Annotated in this window: 21 protein-coding genes; 12 read left to right on the forward strand and 9 right to left on the reverse strand. The window is 40.5% G+C overall.

The genetic code is table 11. The features are described 5' to 3' along the window. Positions 1 to 137 precede the first annotated feature (137 nt). Positions 138 to 962 (reverse strand): hypothetical protein, encoded by an 825-nt coding sequence (locus AACZ88_RS15815; RefSeq protein ID WP_339712087.1) that lies wholly within the window; start codon positions 960 to 962, stop codon positions 138 to 140. A gap of 136 nt (positions 963 to 1098) precedes the next feature. On the opposite strand from AACZ88_RS15815, the gene gcvP reads away from it, so the two are divergent. From gcvP to AACZ88_RS15835, 4 genes are all read left to right on the forward strand, one after another. Further along, positions 1099 to 3948: an aminomethyl-transferring glycine dehydrogenase gene (gene gcvP / locus AACZ88_RS15820; protein WP_339712090.1), complete on the forward strand. Its 2850-nt coding sequence runs from the start codon at positions 1099 to 1101 to the stop codon at positions 3946 to 3948. A 165-nt stretch (positions 3949 to 4113) separates the two neighbouring features. Then, positions 4114 to 5172, forward strand: a complete 1059-nt coding sequence (locus AACZ88_RS15825; RefSeq protein ID WP_339712092.1) for a 3-oxoacyl-ACP synthase III family protein — start codon at positions 4114 to 4116, stop codon at positions 5170 to 5172. Between the two features lie 6 nt (positions 5173 to 5178). Beyond that, the gene (locus AACZ88_RS15830; RefSeq protein WP_339712094.1) at positions 5179 to 5706 is read left to right on the forward strand and encodes a methyltransferase; all 528 of its coding nucleotides are present in this window, start codon (positions 5179 to 5181) and stop codon (positions 5704 to 5706) included. 44 nt (positions 5707 to 5750) lie between these two features. Further along, complete coding sequence (locus AACZ88_RS15835) at positions 5751 to 6602, forward strand: glycosyltransferase family A protein (protein ID WP_339712096.1); 852 nt, start codon at positions 5751 to 5753, stop codon at positions 6600 to 6602. Between the two features lie 156 nt (positions 6603 to 6758). Here AACZ88_RS15835 and AACZ88_RS15840 read toward each other — a convergent pair whose 3' ends face one another. From AACZ88_RS15840 to AACZ88_RS15870, 7 genes are all read right to left on the reverse strand, one after another. Next, positions 6759 to 7268: an OmpH family outer membrane protein gene (locus AACZ88_RS15840; protein ID WP_339712098.1), complete on the reverse strand. Its 510-nt coding sequence runs from the start codon at positions 7266 to 7268 to the stop codon at positions 6759 to 6761. Positions 7269 to 7376: 108 nt separating this feature from the next. Further along, entirely contained in the window at positions 7377 to 8198 is an 822-nt protein-coding gene (locus AACZ88_RS15845; RefSeq protein ID WP_339712101.1) for an OmpH family outer membrane protein, read from the reverse strand. A 91-nt stretch (positions 8199 to 8289) separates the two neighbouring features. Next, a complete protein-coding gene (locus tag AACZ88_RS15850) occupies positions 8290 to 10884 on the reverse strand; it encodes a POTRA domain-containing protein (protein ID WP_339712104.1) in 2595 nt (864 codons plus the stop codon). Between the two features lie 4 nt (positions 10885 to 10888). Then, positions 10889 to 11629, reverse strand: a complete 741-nt coding sequence (locus AACZ88_RS15855) for an isoprenyl transferase (RefSeq protein WP_339712107.1) — start codon at positions 11627 to 11629, stop codon at positions 10889 to 10891. 5 nt (positions 11630 to 11634) lie between these two features. Continuing rightward, positions 11635 to 12285 carry a DUF6089 family protein gene (locus AACZ88_RS15860; RefSeq protein WP_339712110.1) on the reverse strand — a complete coding sequence of 217 codons (651 nt, stop codon included), beginning with the start codon at positions 12283 to 12285 and terminating at the stop codon, positions 11635 to 11637. 160 nt (positions 12286 to 12445) lie between these two features. After that, on the reverse strand, positions 12446 to 13327 hold the full coding sequence (locus AACZ88_RS15865; protein ID WP_339712113.1) for an NAD kinase: 882 nt from the start codon (positions 13325 to 13327) through the stop codon (positions 12446 to 12448). A gap of 5 nt (positions 13328 to 13332) precedes the next feature. Continuing rightward, positions 13333 to 13989 carry a CBS domain-containing protein gene (locus AACZ88_RS15870; RefSeq protein ID WP_339712115.1) on the reverse strand — a complete coding sequence of 219 codons (657 nt, stop codon included), beginning with the start codon at positions 13987 to 13989 and terminating at the stop codon, positions 13333 to 13335. A 90-nt stretch (positions 13990 to 14079) separates the two neighbouring features. On the opposite strand from AACZ88_RS15870, the gene AACZ88_RS15875 reads away from it, so the two are divergent. The 6 genes from AACZ88_RS15875 to clpX all read left to right on the forward strand — a co-directional run bounded on the left by AACZ88_RS15875 (position 14080) and on the right by clpX (position 19705). Continuing rightward, positions 14080 to 14796 (forward strand): pyridoxine 5'-phosphate synthase, encoded by a 717-nt coding sequence (locus AACZ88_RS15875; protein WP_339712117.1) that lies wholly within the window; start codon positions 14080 to 14082, stop codon positions 14794 to 14796. Continuing rightward, entirely contained in the window at positions 14796 to 15566 is a 771-nt protein-coding gene (locus tag AACZ88_RS15880) for an alpha/beta fold hydrolase (RefSeq protein ID WP_339712120.1), read from the forward strand. Before AACZ88_RS15875 ends, AACZ88_RS15880 begins: the two co-directional genes overlap by 1 nt. A gap of 70 nt (positions 15567 to 15636) precedes the next feature. Beyond that, positions 15637 to 15981: a phage holin family protein gene (locus AACZ88_RS15885; RefSeq protein ID WP_339712122.1), complete on the forward strand. Its 345-nt coding sequence runs from the start codon at positions 15637 to 15639 to the stop codon at positions 15979 to 15981. 209 nt (positions 15982 to 16190) lie between these two features. Then, complete coding sequence (tig, locus tag AACZ88_RS15890; RefSeq protein WP_339712124.1) at positions 16191 to 17513, forward strand: trigger factor; 1323 nt, start codon at positions 16191 to 16193, stop codon at positions 17511 to 17513. Between the two features lie 174 nt (positions 17514 to 17687). Further along, positions 17688 to 18368: an ATP-dependent Clp endopeptidase proteolytic subunit ClpP gene (clpP, locus tag AACZ88_RS15895; protein ID WP_339712127.1), complete on the forward strand. Its 681-nt coding sequence runs from the start codon at positions 17688 to 17690 to the stop codon at positions 18366 to 18368. Positions 18369 to 18469: 101 nt separating this feature from the next. After that, positions 18470 to 19705, forward strand: coding sequence for an ATP-dependent Clp protease ATP-binding subunit ClpX (gene clpX / locus AACZ88_RS15900; RefSeq protein WP_339712130.1), 1236 nt, complete (start codon positions 18470 to 18472; stop codon positions 19703 to 19705). A gap of 85 nt (positions 19706 to 19790) precedes the next feature. Here the strand turns inward: clpX and AACZ88_RS15905 are convergent, their stop codons facing one another. Continuing rightward, on the reverse strand, positions 19791 to 20351 hold the full coding sequence (locus AACZ88_RS15905) for a hypothetical protein (RefSeq protein ID WP_339712133.1): 561 nt from the start codon (positions 20349 to 20351) through the stop codon (positions 19791 to 19793). Between the two features lie 562 nt (positions 20352 to 20913). Between AACZ88_RS15905 and AACZ88_RS15910 the strand changes: the two genes are divergently transcribed. Together AACZ88_RS15910 and AACZ88_RS15915 are read left to right on the forward strand one after the other, a co-directional pair. Beyond that, complete coding sequence (locus AACZ88_RS15910) at positions 20914 to 24111, forward strand: TonB-dependent receptor (RefSeq protein WP_339712135.1); 3198 nt, start codon at positions 20914 to 20916, stop codon at positions 24109 to 24111. A gap of 48 nt (positions 24112 to 24159) precedes the next feature. Further along, positions 24160 to 26058 (forward strand): RagB/SusD family nutrient uptake outer membrane protein, encoded by a 1899-nt coding sequence (locus AACZ88_RS15915; protein WP_339712137.1) that lies wholly within the window; start codon positions 24160 to 24162, stop codon positions 26056 to 26058. The last annotated feature ends 18 nt before the right edge of the window (positions 26059 to 26076 follow it).

Below are 26076 nucleotides of genomic sequence, written 5' to 3' on the forward strand. Positions count from 1 at the left end.
CACTTGCTAATATGTAAAACGTGTTCTGTATTTTCCAAGAAAAATACGCAATTGACCTCTTTGTGCCAAAAGGCAGATTTACACAGTCTTTCACAAAGTGAAAAGCTTAAAATGAAAAAGGAACTGAAAGATAAGATTTAAAGCACTTTTGAAAGACCCCATAACAGAATTGCCCAAAAAATAGGTATTCCTTCTACCCAGAACGATGCAAAATACTTCGATTGGTTCCTTCGAGTAATAAATATCATACTCCCGAGCGCTAAAAACATAACTCCCCTGCTTACTGCTTCAAGCTGACTAATATCATCTTTAAAGAGCGTCAAAAAGAAAAAAGGCAAGGTAGCGAAAGCCCCAAAAATCTTGGTCCTTGTAACCCCATAACGCTGAGGCAGCGTGTTTAATTCTGGTGCATCGAATTTTAAATCCCTGATTTCGAAGGGCACGAGCAATATCAAAACCAAAATAAATCGTTGCATAATTTCTATAATTACATCGCAAGAAATATTCATATCAACCATCAATACGGGAAGTAGTACCGTAGTACCGGCCCACACCAGAGCTACAAGAAAAATTTTAAAGCCACCGAAGCTTCTTAGGTTTTTGGTGCCTGGCAAAACAGGCAGTGTGTATAGTCCGATTAAAAGCGAAAGAACACCCAAAACAAGCAACACTTCAACATGTAAAAAGAAGGCAAAATACAGCGCAATGCCCAAACAGAGTAAACTAAAAAATTGAATATTCTTATGATATCGGCTGGCCACTAGAATATACTTATGGGCCTCGACACCATACTTCATAAAATTGTAGCAGGCAATGGTTCCGAAAAAGACAAAGCCACCCAGGTAATTGTCAACCGCGATATCAAAAAAGCAGGAAGAAACCCATAGCAAAGAATAAACTGCCAAAGCGACATGTATACTTGCATCTATGTAAAAATCAAAAAGATGTTTTAGGTTCCTCATCAAATAAAAGGCGTGGAGTGTTTATAACCTTCGCTTTTGGTTAAAAACTTTATCCTTTAGACCCATCCAAGGTATCTATTTTACAAGAATTAATAACTAATTTTGCTCACGTTTATTTTAAGACACGGTATTATTTATGAGAACGGACGTATTTGCAAAGCGCCATATCGGCATCAAAGAAGAAGACCTTCAACATATGTTAGCGACAATCGGTGTCGAAAATTTGGAACAACTCATTAACGAGACACTTCCCGATGATATTAGACTCAAAGATTCGCTCAATCTTTCAGATGCAATGAGTGAGCACAAATTTCTGGCTCATATTCAAGAATTGTCCCTCCAAAACAAAATGTTTCGTTCCTATATTGGGCTCGGTTACCATGAATGCCTAACCCCATCGGCAATCAAAAGAAATATTCTTGAAAACCCTGGTTGGTACACCGCCTACACGCCATATCAAGCTGAAATAGCACAAGGGCGATTAGAAGCTTTACTGAATTTTCAGACCATGGTATGTGACCTTACGGCAATGGAGCTTGCCAATGCTTCGCTGTTGGACGAAAGTACGGCCGCTGCAGAAGCTATGACCATGCTCTACGATGTACGTAGCAGGCAACAAAAAAAAGACAACATCGTTAAATTCTTCGTCTCAGATCAAGTATTGCCCCAAACCCTGTCTCTTTTACAGACCCGGTCTCTACCATTAGGCATAGAGTTGGTTGTTGGCAATCATGACGAATTCACTTTCACATCGGATTTTTATGGGGTTTTATTACAATACCCTGGGAAATATGGCGAGGTATACGATTATGCCAATTTTGTAGCCAGGGCCAAGGAAAATGATATTCGAGTTGCTGTATCCGCTGATATTTTAAGTCTTGTTTTGCTTACCCCTCCCGGTGAATTTGGAGTAGATGTCGTTGTTGGCACCACCCAGCGTTTTGGTATTCCTTTGGGATATGGGGGGCCTCACGCTGCATTTTTCGCCACAAAGGAAGCGTACAAAAGAAATATTCCTGGTAGAATTATTGGTTTGACCAAAGATACCGACGGAAATCCTGCCCTTAGAATGGCCCTTCAAACCCGTGAGCAACATATTAAACGAGATAAAGCGACATCGAATATATGCACCGCCCAAGTTTTATTGGCCGTTATGGCCGGAATGTATGCGGTTTATCATGGACCTACAGGATTGCGATATATTGCAAAAAAAGTGCATACCACCGCCATCACCCTTACCAACAAGTTGGAGCAACTAGGGTTCCAACAAATTAACAACGTGTATTTTGATACTATTCTCATTGAGGCCGATACAAATATCATTCGACCTATAGCAGAAAATAATCAAGTCAATTTTCTATATGTCGATGAGAAAACAATCTCGATTTCTGTCAACGAAGCGACCTCGCTAAAAGACCTTGAACAAATTGTTGCCGTTTTTGCAGAAGCTTCGAACAAACAACCCTTGCAAATAGATAGCTTGCAAGATGACCCTATTATTTCGGGTGCCTTGCTACGTTTATCTCCCTATTTAGAGAATGAGGTTTTTAACTGTTATCATTCGGAAACCGAGTTCATGCGCTACGTCAAAAAACTTGAACGCAAAGATCTCGCCCTTAACCATTCCATGATTTCGCTAGGTTCCTGCACGATGAAGTTAAATGCCGCTTCAGAGATGTTGCCTTTGAGCATGCCCCATTGGAGCAATATCCATCCCTTTGTTCCTATCGATCAAGCCAAAGGATATCAAATTATGTTAAAGGCATTGGAAAAAGACCTGACCACCATAACAGGATTTGCCGCCACCTCGTTGCAGCCGAATTCTGGCGCACAAGGGGAATATGCCGGTCTGATGACCATTCGGGCCTATCACGAATCAAGAAATGAAGGGCACCGGAACATCTGTCTCATTCCCGCATCGGCGCACGGTACCAATCCTGCCTCGGCTGTAATGGCCGGAATGAAGGTCATAGTTACAAAAACAGACGAAAGAGGCAATATCGATGTCACCGATTTAAAGGAAAAAGCAATACTTCATAAAGATAGTCTAGCCGCCCTAATGGTGACCTACCCCTCGACACATGGAGTTTTTGAATCTTCCATAAAAGAAGTTACGCAGTTAATTCACGACAATGGCGGACAAGTATATATGGATGGTGCCAATATGAACGCCCAAGTCGGGCTTACAAACCCCGCCACCATAGGAGCCGATGTTTGCCACCTGAACCTACACAAAACCTTCGCCATTCCCCATGGCGGTGGCGGACCTGGAGTGGGCCCTATTTGTGTAGCCAAACAATTGGCTCCATTTTTACCTAGCAACCCTGTAATTACCACTGGAGGAGAAAAGGCAATTTCCGCAATTTCTGCAGCTCCCTGGGGCAGTGCTTTAGTTTGTTTGATTTCCTATGGATACATTAAGATGTTAGGGGAAAGTGGACTCACAAAATCGACTAAAACTGCCATTTTAAATGCCAACTATATCAAACAACGTTTGAGCGGAAAATTCGATGTGCTGTATACCGGTGAACAAGGTCGGGCCGCACATGAAATGATTATTGACTGCAGACCGTTTAAAAAGAACGGTATTGAAGTATCCGATATCGCAAAACGATTAATGGATTACGGTTTTCATGCGCCCACAGTTTCTTTTCCCGTAGCCGGAACACTTATGATCGAACCCACAGAAAGTGAAAGCTTGGCTGAGCTAGACCGATTCTGTAGTGCAATACTAGCTATTCGCGAAGAAATAGATACAGCTTCGATCGATGAACCGAACAACGTTTTAAAAAATGCTCCGCATACATTGGCTATGGTTACTAACGATGAGTGGAGTTTTCCTTATTCAAGACAAAAAGCTGCCTTTCCCTTGCCTTATGTTACCGAAAACAAATTCTGGCCGTCAGTACGCCGTGTAGATGACGCCTATGGAGACCGTAATTTAATTTGTACTTGCGCACCCATAGAAGCTTATGCCGAGGTATAGAAAATAGGGCAACTACAACGATCTCGGGCCACCTCGAGTTGTTCACTGTGTCTGGGTAAGAATTTATTTACTTCCCATTTACTTGTGAACATCATATTCATAGAGCCACAGAAATTGTATATACAAAGTGTTTCGATACCTTGTAAATAACAAAACGTAAATGCTATGAATATTGGAATCATAGGAACAGGTTGTTATGTTCCCTCCCGAATTATTGAAAACAGTGACTTCACTGCACATGAGTTTTTTAATGCCGATGGCTCCCGTATTCCACAAACCAATACCGTGATTATAGAGAAGTTCAAATCGATAACCGGTATCGGTGAAAGGCGATATGCGAAAGACCATCAAAACACTTCCGACCTTGCTTTTTTTGCAGCGGAAAGCGCGATTACAAATGCAAAAATCGACAAAGAAGAATTGGATTATATCATTTTTGCGCACAATTTTGGCGATGTTTCTTTTGGAAAATCGCAAGCAGATACCGTACCTACTTTGGCAACACGGGTAAAACATCATCTAGAAATAAAAAACCCGAAGTGTGTGGCCTATGATATATTATTTGGCTGCCCCGGTTGGATAGAGGGCGTGATACAGGCAAAAGCATTTATCAAAAGTGGGATGGCCAAAAAATGTTTGGTCATCGGAGCCGAAACACTTTCTCGAGTAGTTGACAGAAATGATCGAGACTCCATGATTTATTCCGATGGGGCGGGTGCAGCCATCATTGCAGATACCGACGATGGAGGTTCGATTTTAGCCCATAATTCGGCCACCTATGCAAACGGGGAAGCAAATTATCTATTTTTCGGAGCATCGTATAGCAAATCTTCCCAAAAAGATACGAACTATATAAAAATGTACGGCCGAAAGATCTATGAATTCGCTCTCACAAAGGTTCCCCAAGCCATGAAAGATTGCCTAGACTCCACCGACATTTCAATACAAGAGGTAAAAAAAATCTTCATTCATCAGGCGAACGAAAAAATGGATGAAGCGATTGTCAAACGTTTCTATAAATTATATGCTCTTGAAATGCCAGCTGACATCATGCCCATGAGCATCGAAAAATTGGGGAATAGCTCAGTAGCTACGATACCCACCCTTTTAGATCTTGTAAAGCGCGGAAAACTCGAGAATCAGCGCATCAAAACAGGAGATGTTATTATCTTTGCCAGTGTTGGCGCAGGAATGAACGTCAATGCGATAGTTTATAGATATTGAGTTAGCATGTACGAAAATACATTTCCGAGCAAACGATTTCAACATACCTTGGCTTTTCTTCAAAAACACATTTCCAAAGATGAGTCTATACTCGATTTGGGGGTTGAAAATCCCTTTTCCAAAATATTGGAAGAACATGGATATGTTGTAGAAAACACCAAAGGTGAAGATTTGGATATTGATTTTTCTGCTGTAATGCAATCCAATGCCCAAGTAATTACCGCCTTTGAGATTTTCGAACACTTATTGGCGCCGTTCAATGTATTGCGAGAAATAAAAGCGAACAAATTAGTAGCAAGTATTCCGTTGAAATTATGGTTTTCGTCTGCTTACAAAAGCAAAACCGACCCTTGGGACCGTCATTACCACGAATTTGAAGATTGGCAATTCGATTGGTTATTGGAGAAGTCTGGATGGGAAATACAAGATCGAGCCAAATGGACAAACCCAGTTAAAAAAATAGGAATACGCCCTTTACTACGTAGTTTTACACCAAGATATTACATTGTTTACGCCACTAGAAAAACAGATTGATAAAGCATTCTCATTTGGTATTTACCATTTGACACTTGAATGATATGGACTATTATATAATCATTCCGGCACATAACGAAGAAGCCTTTTTGGCAGATACGCTAAATTCTGTATTGCGACAGACCCTGCAACCTAAAAAAGTTATTGTTGTCAACGATCATTCCACCGACGCGACAGAGGCCATTATTGATGAATTTTTGACACTGAGCCCTATTATTGAAAAACTGAACACTACTTCTTCCGAAGCACATATGCCCGGTAGTAAAGTCATCAGCGCTTTTGAAAAAGGCCTTCAATTGCTCGATGAGGACTATGACTTTTTGGTCAAATTGGATGCCGATATCATCTTACCGGATCATTATTTCGAACGTATCGCCTATATTTTTAGAGGGCATCCTGAAGTGGGTATTGCGGGAGGCTTTATTTACGAAAAAGATTCCAGCGGAGGCTGGCAACTGAACCACCCAATGAACAAAGATCATGTTCGTGGTGCCTTTAAAGCGTATTCAAAAAATTGCTTCGCTACCATAGGCGGCCTTAAGAATGCCATGGGATGGGATACCGTTGATGAATTATTAGCGCAATACCATGGTTTTGCCATTTTCACAGATGGCACTCTAAAAGTAAAACACTTACGGCCCACAGGTGCCGCTTATAATAAGAAAGCAAAGCTGCTTCAAGGGGAGGCTATGTACCGCATGCGCTATGGATTTGCAATTACTTTAATCGCCTCTTTAAAAATGGCCTGGAAACAGAAAAAGGGACATGCCTTTCTAGATAATATGGAAGGTTATTTTGTCGCAGAAAAAGGAAAAAAAACCTTTTTAATTTCAAAAGACCAAGGAAAATTTATCAGACAACTACGCTGGAAAAATATGAGAAGGAAGCTTATTTAACCACTGTTTGCTTTAGCTGAAATTAAAACCAACCTGCTCGCCCTGTATAATTTGCATTTACAAAATCCGACTAGTTTGAAGTATTCAAAAAAATTATAACATAAAAAAAGACCGCCCATTGCATGGGCGGTCTTTTTTATTTATCAGTAAACTTTATTAAAGTCCCAATTCTTTTTTTACATCAGGCAAAAGATCCTTACCATTAGCAACGATCAACCCTCCACCAGGCTGGGCATCGATTACATAGTCAATACCTTGTGCCGCAGCAACCTTTTCGATAGCTGCTTTTGCCTTTGCTGAGATTGGGGCAAACAATTCCCCTTGCTTTTTCTGAAGCTCTTGCTGAGCTACTTGGTTGGCTTCCCCAATGCTTTTTTCAAAACCTTGAAGTTCTTGAGCTCTTTTTTCATTCTCTTCTGGAGTTTTAGAAGGAGCCTCGTTCTGATATAATGTTACTTTGTTACGCAATTCAGTCATAGAACTCTCGATATCGGCACCATAAGTTTCTTGCAACTTCTTAAGCTCAGCTTCGGCCGACTTCATTTCTGGCATTGCAGACAAAAGTTTTGTCACATCAATATGGGCAACTTTACTTTGTGCATTCACAAACCCAGTAGCGGCTACAAATAATACTAGGGCAACGGCTATTTTCTTTACTTTCTTCATGATTTTCTGTTAAACAATTTTAGTGTTAATTTTTGGTTGATGTATTCTCGTTTTGGTTAATTTATTTTTATTCCTAATACCTGTTCAACCTCCAGGTGTTTCATTTATTCAATTTTCCTCTTCTGTACTTGCATTGCGCTCTTCAAGCTTTTCTTTCTTTTTGGCTTCCCGCTCTTCCAAGAGTTTTGCCCTACGGGCTTCATACGCCTTTTTTCGTTCCTCTCTCAGTTTTAACTGTTCGGCCCTTTTCTCTTCTGTCGATTTGACTCGTTCTTCTAAAGCCTGTTGTGCCTTCTGCTGTCGTTCTTTAAGCGCATCACTTATAACATCTTCATCGGGTTCTCCCTCAAAATCATCTAAACGACTTCTCGAATCGGCTTTCTGTCGAGGTTTACTTACTTTTCTAGTTCTTGCAATACCCCTGAGAATCAAATCACTTATGTCGTGTCTTTTTTCAGAATACAACATTACAACATCCGCCGATTTATCAAAAATAAAATCATATTTTTTATTGGCTCCAATTTTTTGAACCTCATTAAAAACTTGATCTTGAATTGGCTGGATCAATCGGCGCTTTTGAAGCACCAAATCTCCTTGCGGACCAAAGCGGTCTTGTTGATACTCCAACATCTCCTTTTCCATTATGTCAATCTCCTCTTCCCGCTCACTGATTAATTCGTCGGTCAATAGCACCTTCTCGGCCATCAAATCTTTCTTCATTTGTTCGACGTCGCTCTGCATTTGCTCAATCTCGACTTTCCACTTCTGCACTTTTGTCTCTAATTGCTCACCGGCATCCCTATATTCTTCAACATTTTCGAGAATATATTCCATATCGACATAACCGATTCGAACTCCGCGCTGTGCGTGAACATTTGCAGCAAATATGACTGCAGCAAGAATAACAAGAACTTTTACTTTTGACTTCATTTTACTATTCGTTTTATCCTAAAGAAAATATCGTGCCAAAATTAATAAATAATTTAAAATGAAGCGATTAGCTCATTACACGACTCTTAAATTAAAACTGCTGGCCAATAATGAAGTGTGTCTGCCATCCACTTGGACCCGGTGTTCCCGTAGCATCTGGATCAAAGCCATAGCCAAAGTCAATACCGAGAAGCCCAAAAGCTGGCATAAAAATGCGTAGCCCCACTCCAGCCGATCGTTTTATTTGAAACGGATTAAAGTCTTGAAAATTGTTGAACGCATTACCACCTTCTAAAAAAGCTAGACCATAAATAGAAGCGGAGGGCTTCAAAGTCAATGGATATCTTAATTCTAATGAAAATTTATTATACACTAGACCACCTTCTTGCCGTCCGGTCAAGGGGTCGACAGGGGTCAAAGATTGGTTTTCATAACCCCTCAACTGCACTACATCCCTTCCGTCTAAGGTAAAGTTGCCTAGACCATCGCCTCCTACGAAAAATCGCTCAAAAGGCACATCACCTACATCGTTATTATAATTACCTAGAAAACCGAATTCCGTATTACTTCGCAATACCAAGTCACCCACCAAAGTAGTATACCAATCACCTTTAAACTTGATTTTATAATATTCCAACCACTTAAAGCGTTCGCCATCGACCTCTTCTAGCTCTCTTCTTTCTTCAGTATCTGCATTCCCTTGGGCAAATACGATAGGCGTCAATTCTTCACTGCGGTCACGCAGTGCTTCAAAATCCTTATTACTAAAAAGTGAATACGGCGGGGTCAATTTAGCGGTAATCTCAAAATTCGAACCTCCCCTAGGAAATATTCGTCCTCCTAATTGTGAATTTCTTGAAATACCAAAAGTATAGGTCAGCGCATTGGAAGCTCCGTTTCCAAAATTAAATAGCCCCGTATAATAATCACTAAACTCGTATAATTGATACCCTAGTGCATGCTGAACCACAAAATAATCATCTGGCCATAACACCTTTTTGGCCAAACCTAGTGAAACACCCGTTATGGAAAAACCACGATCTTTATCGACATCTATGTTTCCACTACTGGTGTACGAGGTTCCAAATTGTTGGGTTCGGGACAATGATAAATTAAACCGAACCGGCTTTTTACCTCCCAACCACGGTTCCGAAAAGTTCAGGCTATATACCCTAAAAGATCGACTTGCCTGAAGGCGTAAAGCAAAACTTTGGCCGTCTCCCATTGGCACCGGCTTGTATGCTTCTCCCTTAAACAAATTCTGCATGGAGAAATTGCTAAAGGAAAGCCCCAAGGTACCGATAAAACCGCCACCGCCATAGCCGCCCTGCAACTCAATTTGACTCGATCCAGATTCTACCAAGTTGTAAGCAATGTCAACCGTACCCGCATTAGGGTCCGGATTTTGAACATCGGGTACTATCTGCTCGGCATCAAAAAAGCCCAACTGCCCCAATTCACGAATACTACGAATAATGTTCGATTTATCGTAACGTTGGCCTGGCCGCGTACGCAATTCCCTGAAAATAACATGGTCATTGGTTTTATCGTTACCATGAACGGTAATATGATCCAAGAAAGTCTCTTTACCTTCAATAATACGTATCTCAAAATTTATGGTGTCGTTTTCAGCAGAAATTTCGATTGGGTTGATACTTGAGAAAAGATAACCGTTATTCTGATATAGATTGGTCAAATCTTGTGCATCGGGTTTTTCATCTGCAATTCGTTCCCGCATCAACACTCCATTATAAGTATCTCCTTTTTTTATGCCCAAAACCCTGCTCAAGTGTCGATCGTTGTAAACGGTATTACCTACGAAATCTATATCACCGAAGTAATACTTGTTTCCCTCTTCAACTGCAATCTTTAAATCTACGTTGTTCTCATCGACCTTTATGATAGTGTCTGAAACAATACGTGCGTCACGGTATCCGTTTTCAGCATATTTATCTACCAAAAGCGTTAAATCATTTTCGTAGTCTTCTTCGATATATTTAGATTTCTTCCAAAAGCGATAAAACCGTTTCTTCTTAGTCTTCTTTAAGGCCTTTGCCAGCTTTTTATCGGATAATTTCTCATTACCCTCAAAAACAATGTGCTTTATCTTTACCTTATCGCCCTTATCAACATTTACGACCATGCTCTGGGTATTGACCCCCACAGTATCCTTAGCTGTCGCGATATTGACTTTGGTGTTTAAAAAACCCTGTTTTTTGTATTTGTTCTGTAAGTAGTTTTTGGTGTTGGCAATCAAACTTTCTGTAATCTTCTTTCCCTTTTTAAGGTCAGTATCCTCCAAAATATCATCTACCTTACCCTTTTTCACTCCGTTCAAAGTAACTTTTGAAAGTGTGGGACGTTCGAATATCCTAAGTTCTAAAAAAACTTTATTATCATCTTCGACATGATAATAAAAGTCAATAGAGGTAAAAAGCTCCAGCCCCCATAACTTTTTGATTATTTCGCTGATTTCATCTCCTGGAATGGTAATCGGCTGACCTTCCCGCAGGCCGGTATAAGTCTTTACCGTCTGTTCATTATAGCTCTGAAGACCAGTAACTTCCAACCCCCCTAAGATATACTTCTTACCGTCATCATAGGAAACATCCTGCGCAGTTATGGTAGTCGTCGTAAAATTTAGTAGGAAGGTAAATAAAAGTCCTAGTGACAAGGACATTTTCATGCCGCTATTTGAGTTGTTCGCTGGTTTTTCCAAATCTTCTTTCTCTGTTCTGGTAATTTTTAATGGCCTCCACCAAATGATGCTCTTTAAAATCGGGCCAAAACACATCTGTAAAATATAATTCTGCATATGCTATCTGCCACAGTAAAAAATTACTGATCCGATGTTCGCCACTAGTGCGTATGAGCAAATCTACATCAGGCAAATCGTGCGTGTAAAGATGAGTATTAATAATGGTTTCATCAATATTTTCAGGAGAAATTATATTATTTTTAACTTTGATACTTATCTCCTTTATCGCGCTTTTCAGCTCCTCTCGTGCACCATAACTCAAAGCCAATGTCAAGGTCATTCCTGTATTTTTGCCAGTCTTCTCCATGACTTCCAGCAATTCTTTATGAGCTTTCTTGGGCAAGGATGCTATATCACCTATTGTATTGAGCCTTACGTTATTATCGTTAAAAGTAGAGAGCTCCTTTTTTAACGAGGAGACCAACAATTTCATTAAAGTGTCAACTTCAATTTTCGGGCGCTTCCAATTTTCCGTAGAAAATGTATAAAGCGTCAAATACTCCAGTCCTAATTTAACACAGTTCTCTACCGTGTTTCGCACGGTATGGACTCCATTTTCATGGCCAAAAACCCTAAGTTTCCCTCGTTGTTTGGCCCATCTTCCATTGCCATCCATAATAATGGCAAGGTGTCGTGGTAAATTTTTATTCTTTATATCCTCTATCGTGTCCATGTGCTTTACTCAAAACAATCAGAGCAGGGTTTTCTGCCAAATGTATAGGTCAACGTAACGCCTGAAAATACGTACCAATCGTCGCTAAAAATATTCCCAAAAGCCACACCTAATTGATCGTTAACATTAGACTTCTCAGGATTGCTCGCATCTAAATTATCGGTAAATGTATACCTCGCCCCTATTTCGGCTCCCAATATCAAAAACTGATTCAACCTCATTTTGGCGCCCACCGTCATAGGAATAGCAAAAGAACCGGCCCTTTGATTGAGTTGTCGAAAGACACCTGCATCAAAATAGTTGTAATCGTATCTGAAATAGGTGACACCTGTATATAAATAAGGTGTAAACGCGGGGCCTAATTTATGTAAATTATATTCAACAAAATTAAATTCAATACCGGCCGACATTTCTAAAATAGAATTATCCATAACATACCCCCTTTGCCTTCTTGAGGAAATACTTGATTTCGAATCGTCAGCTTTGAATTTTCCGTAAATCATACTGGCGCGCCATGCATACCGTTGACTTTTATTCCATTTAAAAAGTCCGCCAAACGCCAGATCTGAAGGAAGAATAAAATTCGTTCTCCCAACATCACCAATATTATTGGCTCCTCCTGCAAACAATCCTATTTCATATGTTTGTGCGCTCATGGTAAAGCAACTAAAAATAAGAATGGCGATGACACATCTTCCCATAGATTCTAAAAGTTTGCAAATATAGCAATTTCAGCCATTTGGCCTATTTCATTGTTATATTCCTGTTCTCTTTTTGATAAACAGCTTTTAGCAAATTTTATTGTTTCGATACATTTCAATTACGTCTGTCTTGGCCCCACAACAGTTTGTTTCGAAGTGTTTTCAAGAAGCTTTCAGAAGTATATTCAATCATTTTTACCGAAAAACCCGCTTTCTTCACAATTATCTCCCTCCCATTTTCCAGGGATGCAATCCTCGAATCCAATGACAATAGGTGGTTTTCCTCCCTTCCTGAAACTTTCAATCTTATAATGGTATCATCAGACACCACTAAGGGCCTTGCATTTAAATTATGTGGGGCTATCGGAGTCAACACCAATGATTTTGCAGTTGGCTCGATTACAGGGCCACCGCAACTCAGCGAATATCCTGTAGAACCTGTGGGGGTGGAAATTATGAGTCCGTCTGCCCAATAATTGGTCAAATACTCATCATTTAGATATGTTTCAACCGAAATCATCGAAGTAGTATCTTTTCTACTTACCGTTATTTCATTCAAAGCAAAGTTCAACATACCGAATTCCGAAATCGGTTCAGGCGAAGCTACCTCGACCAAACTGCGCTCTACTATGTGATAGTCACCCTTTATAAATTCTTCTACTACTCTTTTTACATCTTCCTTCTTAAAGGTAGACAAAAAACCCAATCTTCCCGTATTCACCCCGACCATAGGAATACCCAACTTACCAACGTAAGTCGCAGCCCTCAACATGGTACCATCACCACCAAAACTTACAAAAATATCAAAAGATGAATCGAGCCCTTCTTTATCGGTAAAGGTTCCGTAACCTTCAACTCCCTTTCGATCACGCAAAAGATCGCAGAAATCGCGCTCTATGAAAACAGTTGCCGCCACTTTTTGAAGTTCATCAAGTAGTTGCACCACATAATTGACCGAATTATCATAATACGTTTGACCGTAGACAGCAACCTTCATGTATTCTAAACGTTAAGATATTTATCTAAATAGTCAGACCGTTGCTTTAAGTCTTCAAGAAATTGATCGTCTTTATTACCCATTAAAATATTGTAGTTATAACGTCTAAAAGTCTGAACAACATCATTGAGATTTGAAGATCCTATTTTAAGCGTTATCTGTACCACATCATTTCTAACATCGGTAATAAAGGCTCCGATAATCTTGGTATTATTGCTTTCAACGATTTGAGCGACTTCACTGAACGAATAATCATTAGCGCCTTTCGCCACAACTAAAATTGCGCCGGTTTCGGTAAAAAACGGTGTATCTATAAAGGCTCCTACGATATCTGAAAGTTCATAATGGCCGACAATTTCATTCTGACCATCCAAAACAGCCAAAAGATTCGCCTCATTTCTGGCAAAAGTTTCAACAACATCTAACCAATTACTATCGTTACGAACAAAAAAGGTTTCTAGGTTATACCTATAATCCTCTATTTTCTTATCCTTTTCAAAAGAATCCAGATCATTCTCGCTCAATACTCCCACATATTCACCTTTTTGAGTAATAGAGGCATGTGATAAGGTATTCTCCTTAAAAAAGCGAATAACCTTTTTAACGGATTCATTAATATCAAAAACCGGAAGATCTGTAATTATGTGGGTTTGGATGTGCATAACTTTAAATATAACGCAAAATACTAATTTAATATATCAAAAGGCATGCCTAATTTGTATTTTTGTCATTGTTAAAAAGCAATTTATAACATGACAAAGCTAAGCGTAAACATAAATAAAATCGCCACCCTTAGAAATTCTCGAGGAGGTCAAGTGCCCAATGTTCTGAAGGTAGCCTCCGATATTGAAGCCTTTGGAGCACAAGGAATAACTATCCACCCGCGGCCCGACGAACGACATATTCGATATCAAGATGCACGCGATTTAAAGAACATTGTAACTACCGAGTTCAATATAGAAGGCAACCCCATACCGAAATTCATCGACTTAGTGCTAGAAACCAGGCCTACACAAGTTACCTTAGTACCTGATGCTATTGATGCGGTAACCTCAAATTCAGGATGGGACACAGTTTCAAATATGGACTTTCTCAAAGATGTTATTGCCACTTTTAAGGAAAATAGCATTAGGACTTCGATTTTTGTTGACCCTGACCTAAAAATGATCGAAGGAGCAGCCCTAACCGGTGCAGACCGCATCGAACTCTACACCGAGAGTTATGCCGATGCGTACACCGCAGGCAACCTAGAAGAAGGCGTCAAACCATTTACAGAAGCTGCCGAATTGGCCCACAATCTAAAACTGGGCATCAATGCCGGTCACGACCTAAGCCTAGACAACATACAATATTTCAAGAGCAAGGTACCCTATCTTGAGGAAGTCTCCATAGGTCACGCACTTATCTGTGAGTCTCTATACCTAGGTCTTGAAAATGTCGTAAACATGTACTTAAACAAACTGAAATAATGGCGCAGTTACACTCAAAAATCATTGGTCAAGGAACTCCACTTTTGATTCTACATGGTTTTCTTGGCATGGGAGACAACTGGAAAACCCTTGGTGCACAATATGCCGAAAACGAATTTCAGGTACATCTGATAGACCAGCGAAACCATGGAAAAAGTTTTCATTCGGATGTTTTTGATTACGATATTCTCGCCGAAGACATCAAGACCTATATCAAGGAGAAAGAACTTCAAAGCGCAATGATTTTAGGGCATTCCATGGGAGGAAAAACTGCGATGCAATTTGCCTGTTCCCATCCAAATTTGACACAGAAACTGATTGTGGCCGATATTGCGCCCAAATATTATCCACCACACCACCAAGACATCATCAACGGCCTTCAACAGCTGAATTTCGACCAAATAGCATCAAGAACCGAGGCAGATAAAATCTTAGGAGGATATATTTCAGATTTTGGGACCCGGCAATTTCTTTTAAAAAACTTGCATTGGGTCTCTAAAGATAAGTTGGGGTTTCGCTTTAATTTGGAAGTGCTCGCTGACAAAATGGAAGAAATCGGAGAAAACATTGAAGCAGTCGATATCTATAACGGTCCCACACTTTTTCTTAGAGGTTCGAAATCGGAATACGTCATGGAAAACGACCTTCCAGAAATAAAGAGACATTTTCCTCAAGCCCGATTAGAGACTATTCAAAATGCTGGTCATTGGCTGCATGCCGAAAATCCGAAACAATTTTTCGAAAAGTCCGTACAATTTCTTAAAAGTTAGACCGAAACTTTTAAAACTAAAAAGAGGGATTGAACATTTATAATTATATTTAAAACCTAAACCACGCCCTATGAAACTCATTTTAAGAATACTTTTAAGCGCTTTGGCAGTTGTCGTTTTGTCTAAGATTTTACCCGGGGTGGGCGTTGATTCTTACGCCACTGCCATCATTGTAGCTATTGTACTGAGTCTTTTAAATTTTATAGTGAAACCCATTTTGATCATTTTCACCCTTCCTGTCACGATTATCACTTTTGGCCTTTTTTTACTGATAATCAATGCAATTATCATCTTATTGGCCGATTCGCTAGTCGATGGTTTTCAAGTATCTTCTATCTGGTGGGCCCTTTTGTTCAGCCTACTCTTATCATTCCTTCAATCCATTCTTTTTTCGCTGTTAAAGGAGGATAAGTAAAGTACCGACACACTTCTGAAATACAACAATTTAAAACTTGTCGGGCTTCATAAAATGTGGTATTTTTGCATCCCGTAATTTGTTAGCGGAAAAATTAAGAACACAATTTCCGTAGAGTTACACCGAAAATTGTTCAAGTATATTGGTTCACAGAATCCCTTTTTGCTTTGAAATAGGCAAAGAAAAGATATGAGTAAAAAGAAAACAGCATGAATATTACGAAAGAGCAGATTGATGAATTGAATGCCGTTGTCAAAGTCGCCATAACAAAAGACGACTATCAAGACAAGGTTGAAAAAATACTAAAAGATTACAAAAAGCAGGCCAATATCCCAGGTTTTAGAAAGGGTCAAGTTCCTATGGGGCTTATTAAAAAACAATATGGAAAGGCAGTTCTTGTAGATGAGGTAAACAAACTCATACAAGACAACCTTAACAAATACCTTACTGAAGAGAAATTAGATGTTCTCGGCAATCCTTTACCAAAACAACAAGACAATTTTGATTGGGACGGAGATGATTTTGCATTTGAGTTCGAATTAGGGTTAGCACCTGATTTTGCAGTGCCCCTAGAAACAAAAAAGCCCTTGACCCGTTATAAAATCGTTGCTGACGAGAAAATGGTCAATGAGCAAATCGAACGAATTCAGAAACAATACGGCAAGCTGGTTTCCAAATCTGAAGTAGGAAAAACAGATGAGGTCAATGGCACCTTTAAAAATGAAGAAGAAGAGATCGACAACAAAACCACGGTAGAGCTAGACAAGATCGACTCTAAAAAAGTGGCGGAAAGCCTTATTGGGAAAAAGGTCGGTGACACCCTCACCCTAAAGACAAAAGGACTTTTCAAAGAAGACTACCTTCTTTCAAGTGCCCTAGGAATACCTGGAGACAAAGCCAAAACCCTTGATATTGAAACAACGTTCACTATCGAAGAAATAAACGAGCGGCAGCCTGCCGAACTTAATCAAGAGCTATTCGATAAATTATTTGGTGAAGGCACGGTAAGTTCAGAGGCAGAGCTTAAGAACAAGATCAAAGAAGACTCCGAAAATCAATTCGAACAACAATCGGACCAGAAGCTTCTAAACGACGTGACGGAGTATTTTATCGAAAACACTAAATTCGACCTGCCAACCGAATTTTTGACGAAATGGATACAAATGACGGGAGAAGAACCGCTTAGTCAAGAACAGGCCGATGCAGAATACGAAAAGTCGGAAAAAGGACTCCGCTATCAGCTTATCGAGGGTAAAATAATAAAAGACAACGACATTCAAATTCAATTTGACGAACTTAAAGAATTCGCCAAAGGATTTATTAAATCTCAAATGGCCCAATATGGTCAATTGAACCCTCAAGAAGAAGAATTAGATAATATTGCCGCCCGTGTTCTTGGCAACCAAGATGAGGTAAAGCGCCTTTCCGAACAATTGATGAGTCAAAAGCTACTCAACCTTTATAAGGAAAAGGTAAATTTAAAGACAAAAGAAGTCACTTACGACAATTTTATCAAAGAGGTCTACGGATAAATATTTCGTCTTCAATAAATTGCCCACTAACTTGTGCGGATATTTCTGAAAGAGCTAATTTCAAAAGGCCAAATTTGGCCTTTTGAAATTAAATTCTCATTAAGAATACCTATCTTTACGAAGCCGAGAATATAGTTTTCGGCCTTTTTTATCTAAAAATGTGAACTACAAGTAATGGATTACGGAAAAGAATTCAAAAATTACGCAATAAAAGATCAAGGAATCAGCAGTACATACTATGACGAAATAGTCTCTAGTATTTACCCTGTAAACCTTACTCCCAATATTATTGAGGAGCGGCAAATGAATGCAGTAGCCATGGATGTTTTTTCCAGGCTAATGATGGATCGTATTATATTTTTGGGCACGGGCATCAATGACCAAGTCGCGAATATTGTACAGGCGCAACTTCTGTTTTTAGAAAGTACAGATGCCTCCAAAGACATTCAAATTTACATTAATTCACCTGGTGGAAGTGTATATGCAGGTTTAGGCATTTATGACACCATGCAGTTTATCAAACCAGATGTAGCTACTATCTGCACGGGTATGGCGGCCTCAATGGGAGCCGTATTACTATGCGCCGGGGCTGAAGGCAAAAGAAGTGGTCTCACACATTCACGTGTTATGATCCACCAACCAATGGGAGGTGCACAAGGTCAAGCCAGTGATATTGAGATTACGGCCCGTGAAATTTTAAAACTAAAGCAAGAGCTTTACGAAATCATCGCACGTCATTCAGGTCAAAGCATAGAGCAGGTCAACGAAGATAGCGATAGGGATTTCTGGATGAAGGCCGACAAAGCCAAAGAATATGGTATGATCGATGAGATTTTGGTAAGGGATAAAGATTAATCTCGACCAATTCTTCAATTACCTTTATTTATCATTATCCAGAATAGACCAAAAAAGAAAATACTGCGTTAGATTAGCAGTGTTCAAAGACAATAATTGTTATGGCAAAGGAAAATTTGGAATGCTCTTTCTGTGGAAGAAAAAAACCGGAGACCAATCTATTGATTGCCGGTCTAGATGCACATATTTGTGATCGCTGTATTGAGCAAGCCCATGGTATTGTAGCAGAAGAATCTCGACAAACCAAGACTAACGACCTTTCATCAGAGCTAGTTCTAAGAAAACCCCTAGAAATAAAAGAATTTTTAGACACCTATGTAATTGGCCAAGAACGCACTAAAAAAGTAATGGCGGTAGCGGTTTACAATCACTATAAAAGACTGCTTCAACCTAGTTCTAAAGAAGATGATATCGAAATTCAAAAGAGCAATATCGTAATGGTAGGGCAAACGGGTACAGGTAAGACCTTAATTGCCAAAACCGTTGCAAAAATGTTGAATGTTCCACTTGCCATTGTAGACGCTACAGTACTTACCGAAGCAGGTTATGTTGGCGAAGATGTGGAAAGTATTCTGACCCGACTTCTTCAGGCAGCAGATTACAATCTAGAAAAAACAGAACGTGGCATTGTATTCATTGACGAAATTGACAAGATTGCCCGCAAAAGCGACAATCCTTCAATTACAAGGGACGTCTCGGGCGAGGGGGTACAACAGGGCTTGCTTAAATTACTTGAGGGCACAGTGGTAAATGTTCCTCCAAAAGGAGGTAGAAAACACCCAGACCAGAAATTCATTGAGGTAAACACCGAGAATATTTTATTTATAGCTGGTGGCGCTTTTGATGGCATAGAACGTGCGATTACCAAAAGACTGAATATGCAAGCCGTAGGCTACAGTGCATCTAAAGCAGATGAAAACCTGGATCAAGACAACATTTTACAATATATCATACCCAAGGATTTAAAAGATTTCGGACTCATTCCTGAAATCATAGGACGGCTCCCCGTGCTTACATATATGAATCCTCTTGACCAAAAAACACTTCGGGCCATACTTACGGAACCAAAAAATGCTATTATCAAGCAATATAAAAAACTGTTTGCGATGGATGGTATTTCATTCAAAATCACAGACCAGGCATTAGACTATATTGTTGAAAAAGCTATTGAATACAAACTGGGTGCTCGAGGCCTGCGTTCTTTATGTGAGGCCATATTCACAGACGCCATGTTCGACATGCCTAGTTCTGGGGAAACTGAATTTAAAGTTACGAAGCCGTATGCTGAGAATAAAATTTCTCATGATACAATAAAGAAACTTAAGGCGGTTTCTTAATTCCAACTACTATTAAATAAAAAAGCGGGGCTAATCTCAATTGAGATTAACCCCGCTTTTTTATTAATTATTTTATCGGCTGGTTTTAGACAGCTTTTTTGGCCCTCCCCCCTACGGTTTGGGTCACGGTCGCCAGAAGATCTTGACATACTTTTCTGATATTCTTTTCATCAGAATACAGCGTATGTCCGAAGCCTTCTACAAGTTCTATTTCACATCCTATTTTTTTCGCCCATTCTTCCGATGGCCTATTTTCATCTCTTTCACCATACATTAATTCAACCTTGTTGCTTGGCCTAACAGTTTCATAACGTAAACGTGTCGCCGAAATCGCATATAATGATTTCATAGGCACACCCTGTAGCGCTGCCTTCCATGCAATGGTTCCACCAGTACTAAAAGCCAAATAATGGCTAGGCTCAGATTCCTTGTGCAACAAGTGCGCCACTGCCGTCTCGATTCCTCCATTAACAAAGGATTTATGAACATTTTCTTCGGTATACACCTGTAAATCCAAATTTGCGAGTTGCTGACAATCGTAAAAAACAATATCAAAATATTGCTGTAAATAGCCCAAGTAAGAAGTTATCCACAGTCCTTTTTTTGCACCCCACATATCGGATACCACCACAAGTCTTTCGGCCATAATATTATTTTTTGTTTTGTATAGGTTAAATCATAAGATCAAGATGAACAATAAACGCTGAAAATCAATATTTAATTGTTCATCTAAGTATATTTCTCGATGTACTTACGTTTGTACCTATCAATTTGGTTTTGGGAGAGACAGTTATTACCATTTCCAGAATGCGAATTAAATGTACAGCTCGTTTCCGAGCTCTAAACTCTAAGTAAGGAGGATATTTTAACTGCCATCACCCTAATTCCTTCTTTTTGCAGAATGTCAATAAGACTATATTTTCCATAATTAAGGGAACGTTAACTTAATTTAAGACAAAAAAGTACCACAAATTGTATCTATCGAGGTAGACAACATTAGAAATCCACATTATATTGCGTCAATATTAACAATTACATAATTTTATGCCTTTTTTTTAAAAAATAATTAACAAACAAACATCTAGAACACTTATTTAATAATTTATATGGAAAAATTCTACTTTAACAAATGATTTTACCTACTTCTCAATTTCATTCGCAATTCAATTTTAAAGATTTACGAAACTAACCAACAAAAAAACCATTTTATGAACTTTAGACTTTATCATCTTTTTACATTTATAATTATGCTAAGTCTGCAGACTATAAATGCCCAAGATGTGACCGTAACAGGAACCATAACCGACGGTAGTGGAACTCCCCTCCCCGGTGCAAATGTCATTGAAAAAGGAACTACCAATGGCGTTACGGCAGATTTCGACGGTAACTTTTCAATCGATGTGTCCAATGCAAATGTCATCCTGACCATTTCCTATCTAGGTTTTGCCCCTCAAGAGCTACCCTTAAACGGAAAAACAACAATAAACGTGGCTCTCTTGGAAGACGCTTCTGCTCTAGACGAAGTAGTGGTGATGGGTTTTGGTACCCAAAAGAAAGAAGCGGTTGTGGGTGCGATGACCTCCATTACGCCATCTGAACTTAAGATTCCATCGAGCAACTTGACCACGGCCCTGGCCGGAAGAATTTCGGGTATGGTATCTTATCAGACCAGTGGTGAACCTGGCGCAGACAATGCCCAATTCTTTGTTCGCGGAGTAGCTTCGTTCAACGGGCAGAACGGACCACTAATCTTAATTGATGGTGTAGAGTTGACCGTTGACGACCTTGCCAGATTGCAACCTGATGACATTCAAAGCTTTTCAGTTTTAAAAGATCCTACTACAACCGCTATTTATGGTGCACGCGGGGCCAACGGAATTATATTGGTAACCACAAAGACCGGTGTAAAGGGCAAGGCTGTTGTTAGCTTAAGATACGAGAACGCCTATAATTCGCCTGTTTCGGTAATTGATTTGGCCGACCCTGTTACCCACATGCGGTTACAGAATGAAGCGGATAGAACTCGAGGACTTTTCCCCACCTTTACAGAAGAAAAAATTGCCGGTACCGCCAGGGGTGGTAATCCTAACATATATCCTGCGGTCGATTGGTTCGATAAATTATTTCAAGATTGGGCCGGTTCACGACGAATCAACCTTAATGTACGCGGTGGTGGCGACAAAGTTCGCTATTATGTTGCAGGCGCACTTAACTCTGACGATGGACTACTAAAAGTTGACGATACCAACAGCTTTACCAACAATATCAAATTAAATCAATATGTGCTGCGATCGAACATAAATATCGATTTGCATGAAAACACTGAAATGATTGTACGATTGCATTCTACTATAGATGATTACCGGGGGCCCTTACAAGGAGGTAATGCCATTTACAATGCCGCCGTACGTACCAGTCCAGTCCGTTTCCCTGCTGTTTTTGAGCCCGATGCAGCTTTACAGGGGGTTCCGCACATTACATTTGGCAACGACCTAGGGCCAAGACAAAGTGGAAACCGGGATAATGGAGCCGTTTGGTACAACCCCTATGCTGAACTTCAGAGAGGCTATAGAGATTATAGACGACAACTTTCTTTGGTACAACTGGAATTCAAACAAGACCTAAATTCAATATTGCCAGGTCTTTCAGCACGATTTTTAGGTAATGCCAATACCACTTCTTCCTTTGAAAACAGGAGGTCATATCGACCGTACTTCTACAGGGTTTCGACCTTTGACTCCAATACTGAAGAATATACCTTGACACGAACTTCCGAAGGTGATGAATCTTTGGAGTTAGATCCCGATCACAATGCAGTGAACAATTCGGTGCTATATATGGAGATGGCCGCCGATTATTACAACACCTTTGCAGAAAAGCATACCGTTTCAGGGCTATTGGCTTTTACCGCCCGGGAATTTTTAGACGGTAATGCAAACACGGTACAACTTTCGCTGCCAAGTAGAAACCTTACCTTGGCAGGTCGGTTCAACTACGACTATGACAACCGATATTTTTTGGAAACCAATTTTGGTTACAACGGATCAGAGCGTTTTGCCAAACAAAATCGATTCGGCTTTTTTCCATCCTTTGGTGTTGGCTGGTTGGTCTCGAACGAAAAATTCTTTAAGTCAGATTTAATTACCAGACTTAAGTTTAGAGGCTCATACGGTTGGGTGGGTAATGATCAAATCGGTAATACCCGGAATGACCGCTTTTTCTACCTATCTGAAGTAAATATAAATGACGGTGGTCGTGGGTACACTTTTGGTCGTGATTTGAACCAGAATGTAAGCGGGGTCTCCATCAGTAGGTATGCAAACCCTTTGGTTACTTGGGAAACAGCACGTAAATTGAACATAGGGGTTGACCTTAACCTCTTCAACGATGCAGTTCAATTCAGGGCCGATGTATTTCAAGACAACAGATCCAACATCTTACAGACAAGATCCGATATACCCACAACTCTAGGGCTACAGTCTGTAATTCAGACCAATGTCGGTGAAGTAAAGTTACAAGGTGTAGATGCCTCTTTAGACATCAACCACTCCTTTAATGAAAATTTCTGGATGCAAGGCCGAGCAACTTTTGTCTATACCGACAACGAGTACACTGTCTTTGAAGAACCCAACTATGCCGAGCTCGGCGCCCCATGGCGATCGAACATTGGCAATAATGTCAATACCAGTCAAGGTTATATCGCAGAGCGTTTGTTCGTTGATGATGAAGAAGCGAGAAACTCACCAGTTCAGTTTGGAACTCCAGGAATCGATTATGGCGGGGGCGACATCAAGTACAAAGATTTGAACGGGGATAACCTGATTACTTCTTTAGACCGGGCAGCGATAGGCAAACCCGATGTACCTAAGATCACCTATGGTTTTGGTATCTCCGCAGGCTACAAACGTTTTGACATAAGCATGTTTTTTCAAGGCTTGGCAGAAACATCCTTTTTTATCGATCCCTACCGAACAGGACCCTTTATAAACAGTATAATAGGCTCTCAGACCAATCAAGTCGGCTTATTGATAGGGCCTGGCAATGGTATACTTTCTGAGAACGGCCTACTACAGGCCTATGCCGACGACCATTGGTCAGAAGACAACAAGAACGTATACGCCCTATGGCCAAGACTATCGACCACCCCGATAGAAAACAATCTACAGACCAGTACTTGGTGGTTACGTGATGGCTCTTTTATGCGCCTCAAACAACTAGAAATAGGATTTGATATCGGTAAAGGATTGGAGGATAAATTGAAGATTCAAAAACTTAGAATGTATGTTACCGGAACCAACCTAATAACTTGGAGCAAATTCAAATTATGGGATCCCGAACTTAAGGGAACAGGTTTAAATTATCCATTGCAAAGAACTATCAATGTTGGTCTCCAACTTGGCTTTTAAGCAATGGAAGAAAGTTTCTACAATAGCTATAACTTTAAAGAAAAAAAGATGAAAATAAAATTGATAAACAGTTTACTTACTATAGCGTTTCTCCTTATAGGGGGATCCTGCTCCAAGTATGTCGACGTTGTTCCCGATAACATTGCCGTTATTGAAGATGCTTTCGAGACACGTGATGCGGCAGAACGCTTTTTGGCAACCCTGTACGGCTACCTCCCGCCATTTAACGGTATTCAAAACCCAGCGCTTGTAGCTGGTGATGAAATAGCGGTCAACGATAATGTATCCCGTAATTGGGACGGCCGCGCCATAGGTCGTGGAAGCCAGACCAAAGTCAACCCACGATTAGGATATTGGGGATCAAATAGTGTCACCAACTTGTTCATTGCTCTCCGTGATTGTAACATTTTTCTAGAAAATGTAGACAAACCTTTCGACATCCGAGAAGACGAAAAGATTAGGTGGGTTGCCGAAGCCAAGGTTTTGAAAGCTTATTATCACTTTTATTTGATGCGTATGTACGGTCCGATTCCTATCATTCGTGAAAACATTGAAGTAAGTGCCGGTGTGGAGGCCGTACGGGTTACCAGGGCCCCAGTAGATGAAGTGGCGAATTATATTGTAGAATTGTTGGATGAAGCGATGGGTGATTTACCTACTGTAGTGGAGGATCAAGGTACTGAACTTGGTCGACTAACAGCTCCTATAGCCGCAGCCCTAAAGGCACGTACACTCATGACCGTGGCCAGCCCTTTGTTCAATGGAAATGGGGATTACGCCGGTTTTACCGATGCAGAAGGCAATGAATTGATCAGCACTAGTTTTGATGCCGAAAAATGGACCCGGGCCGCCGCCGCTTGTAAAAGTGCCATAGACATGGCCCATGAGGCGGGTCATTCTTTATACAAGTTTATTGGTGCACCGGCAGACTGGTCCGACACTACAGTAACCAAACTAAGCATAAGAGGCAGTATCGCCGAACGATGGAACGAAGAAATCGTCTGGGGTGCTTCCGGTCGCACCATGTCAACTTTGCAAAACTGGTCGCAAGCCAAAATCGCCCTAGATTTGACCGCAGAGACACGGGAAAGCGTTCAATCTTATTACAACGCCCCTATGCGAATAGCTGAAATGTTCTATTCGGAAAATGGGGTGCCCATTGATGAAGACACCAGTTACGATTACTCCGGTCGCTTTGAGGTATCTGCCGCAGATGAGGCCCACCAACATTATGTTAGGCCCGGCTTCGAAACGGCAAACCTTAACATGCACCGCGAACCTCGTTTTTATGCTTCGCTCGGTTTCGATGGAGGCACTTGGTTCGGTCATGGACAACTAAGTGATGACAACGAACTGATTGTAGAGGCAAAAAAGGGTCAAAGAACGGGCAAGACCGATGCCAACCGCTGGGGGGTATCAGGGTATTGGCCGAAGAAATTGGTCTATTATGAAAATGTTCAGCGTGGTACATCATCCGGATATAGCAATAGGGCCTACCCTTTTCCAGTGGTCCGATTGGCAGATCTCTATCTTTTGTATGCCGAAGCACTCAATGAAACGGGCCAGACCACAGCAGCCTACCCATGGATCGATCTCATACGGGAACGTGCCGGGCTCGATGGGGTAGTCGAATCATGGACCGCCGCATCAAGAAACCCGAACAAACCTACAACGCAAGATGGTCTTAGAGACATCATTCATGACGAACGAATGATCGAATTGGTTTTCGAGGGTCACCGATTTTGGGACCTAAGAAGATGGAAAAGGGCTGCAGAATTTTTGAACAGTGATATACGGGGGTGGAACTCCGAAGGCGAGAATACCGAAGATTACTATAAAGTGATTTCGGTAGGTAGCTATCGCTTTTTGAACAGGGATTATCTTTGGCCAATAGCCGAGAACGACATTATAACTAATAGCAATTTAGTGCAAAACCCCGGTTGGTAATATGTACGTTATAAAAAA

It is taken from the genome of uncultured Kriegella sp. (assembly GCF_963975415.1).
Classification (GTDB): Bacteria; Bacteroidota; Bacteroidia; order Flavobacteriales; family Flavobacteriaceae; genus Kriegella.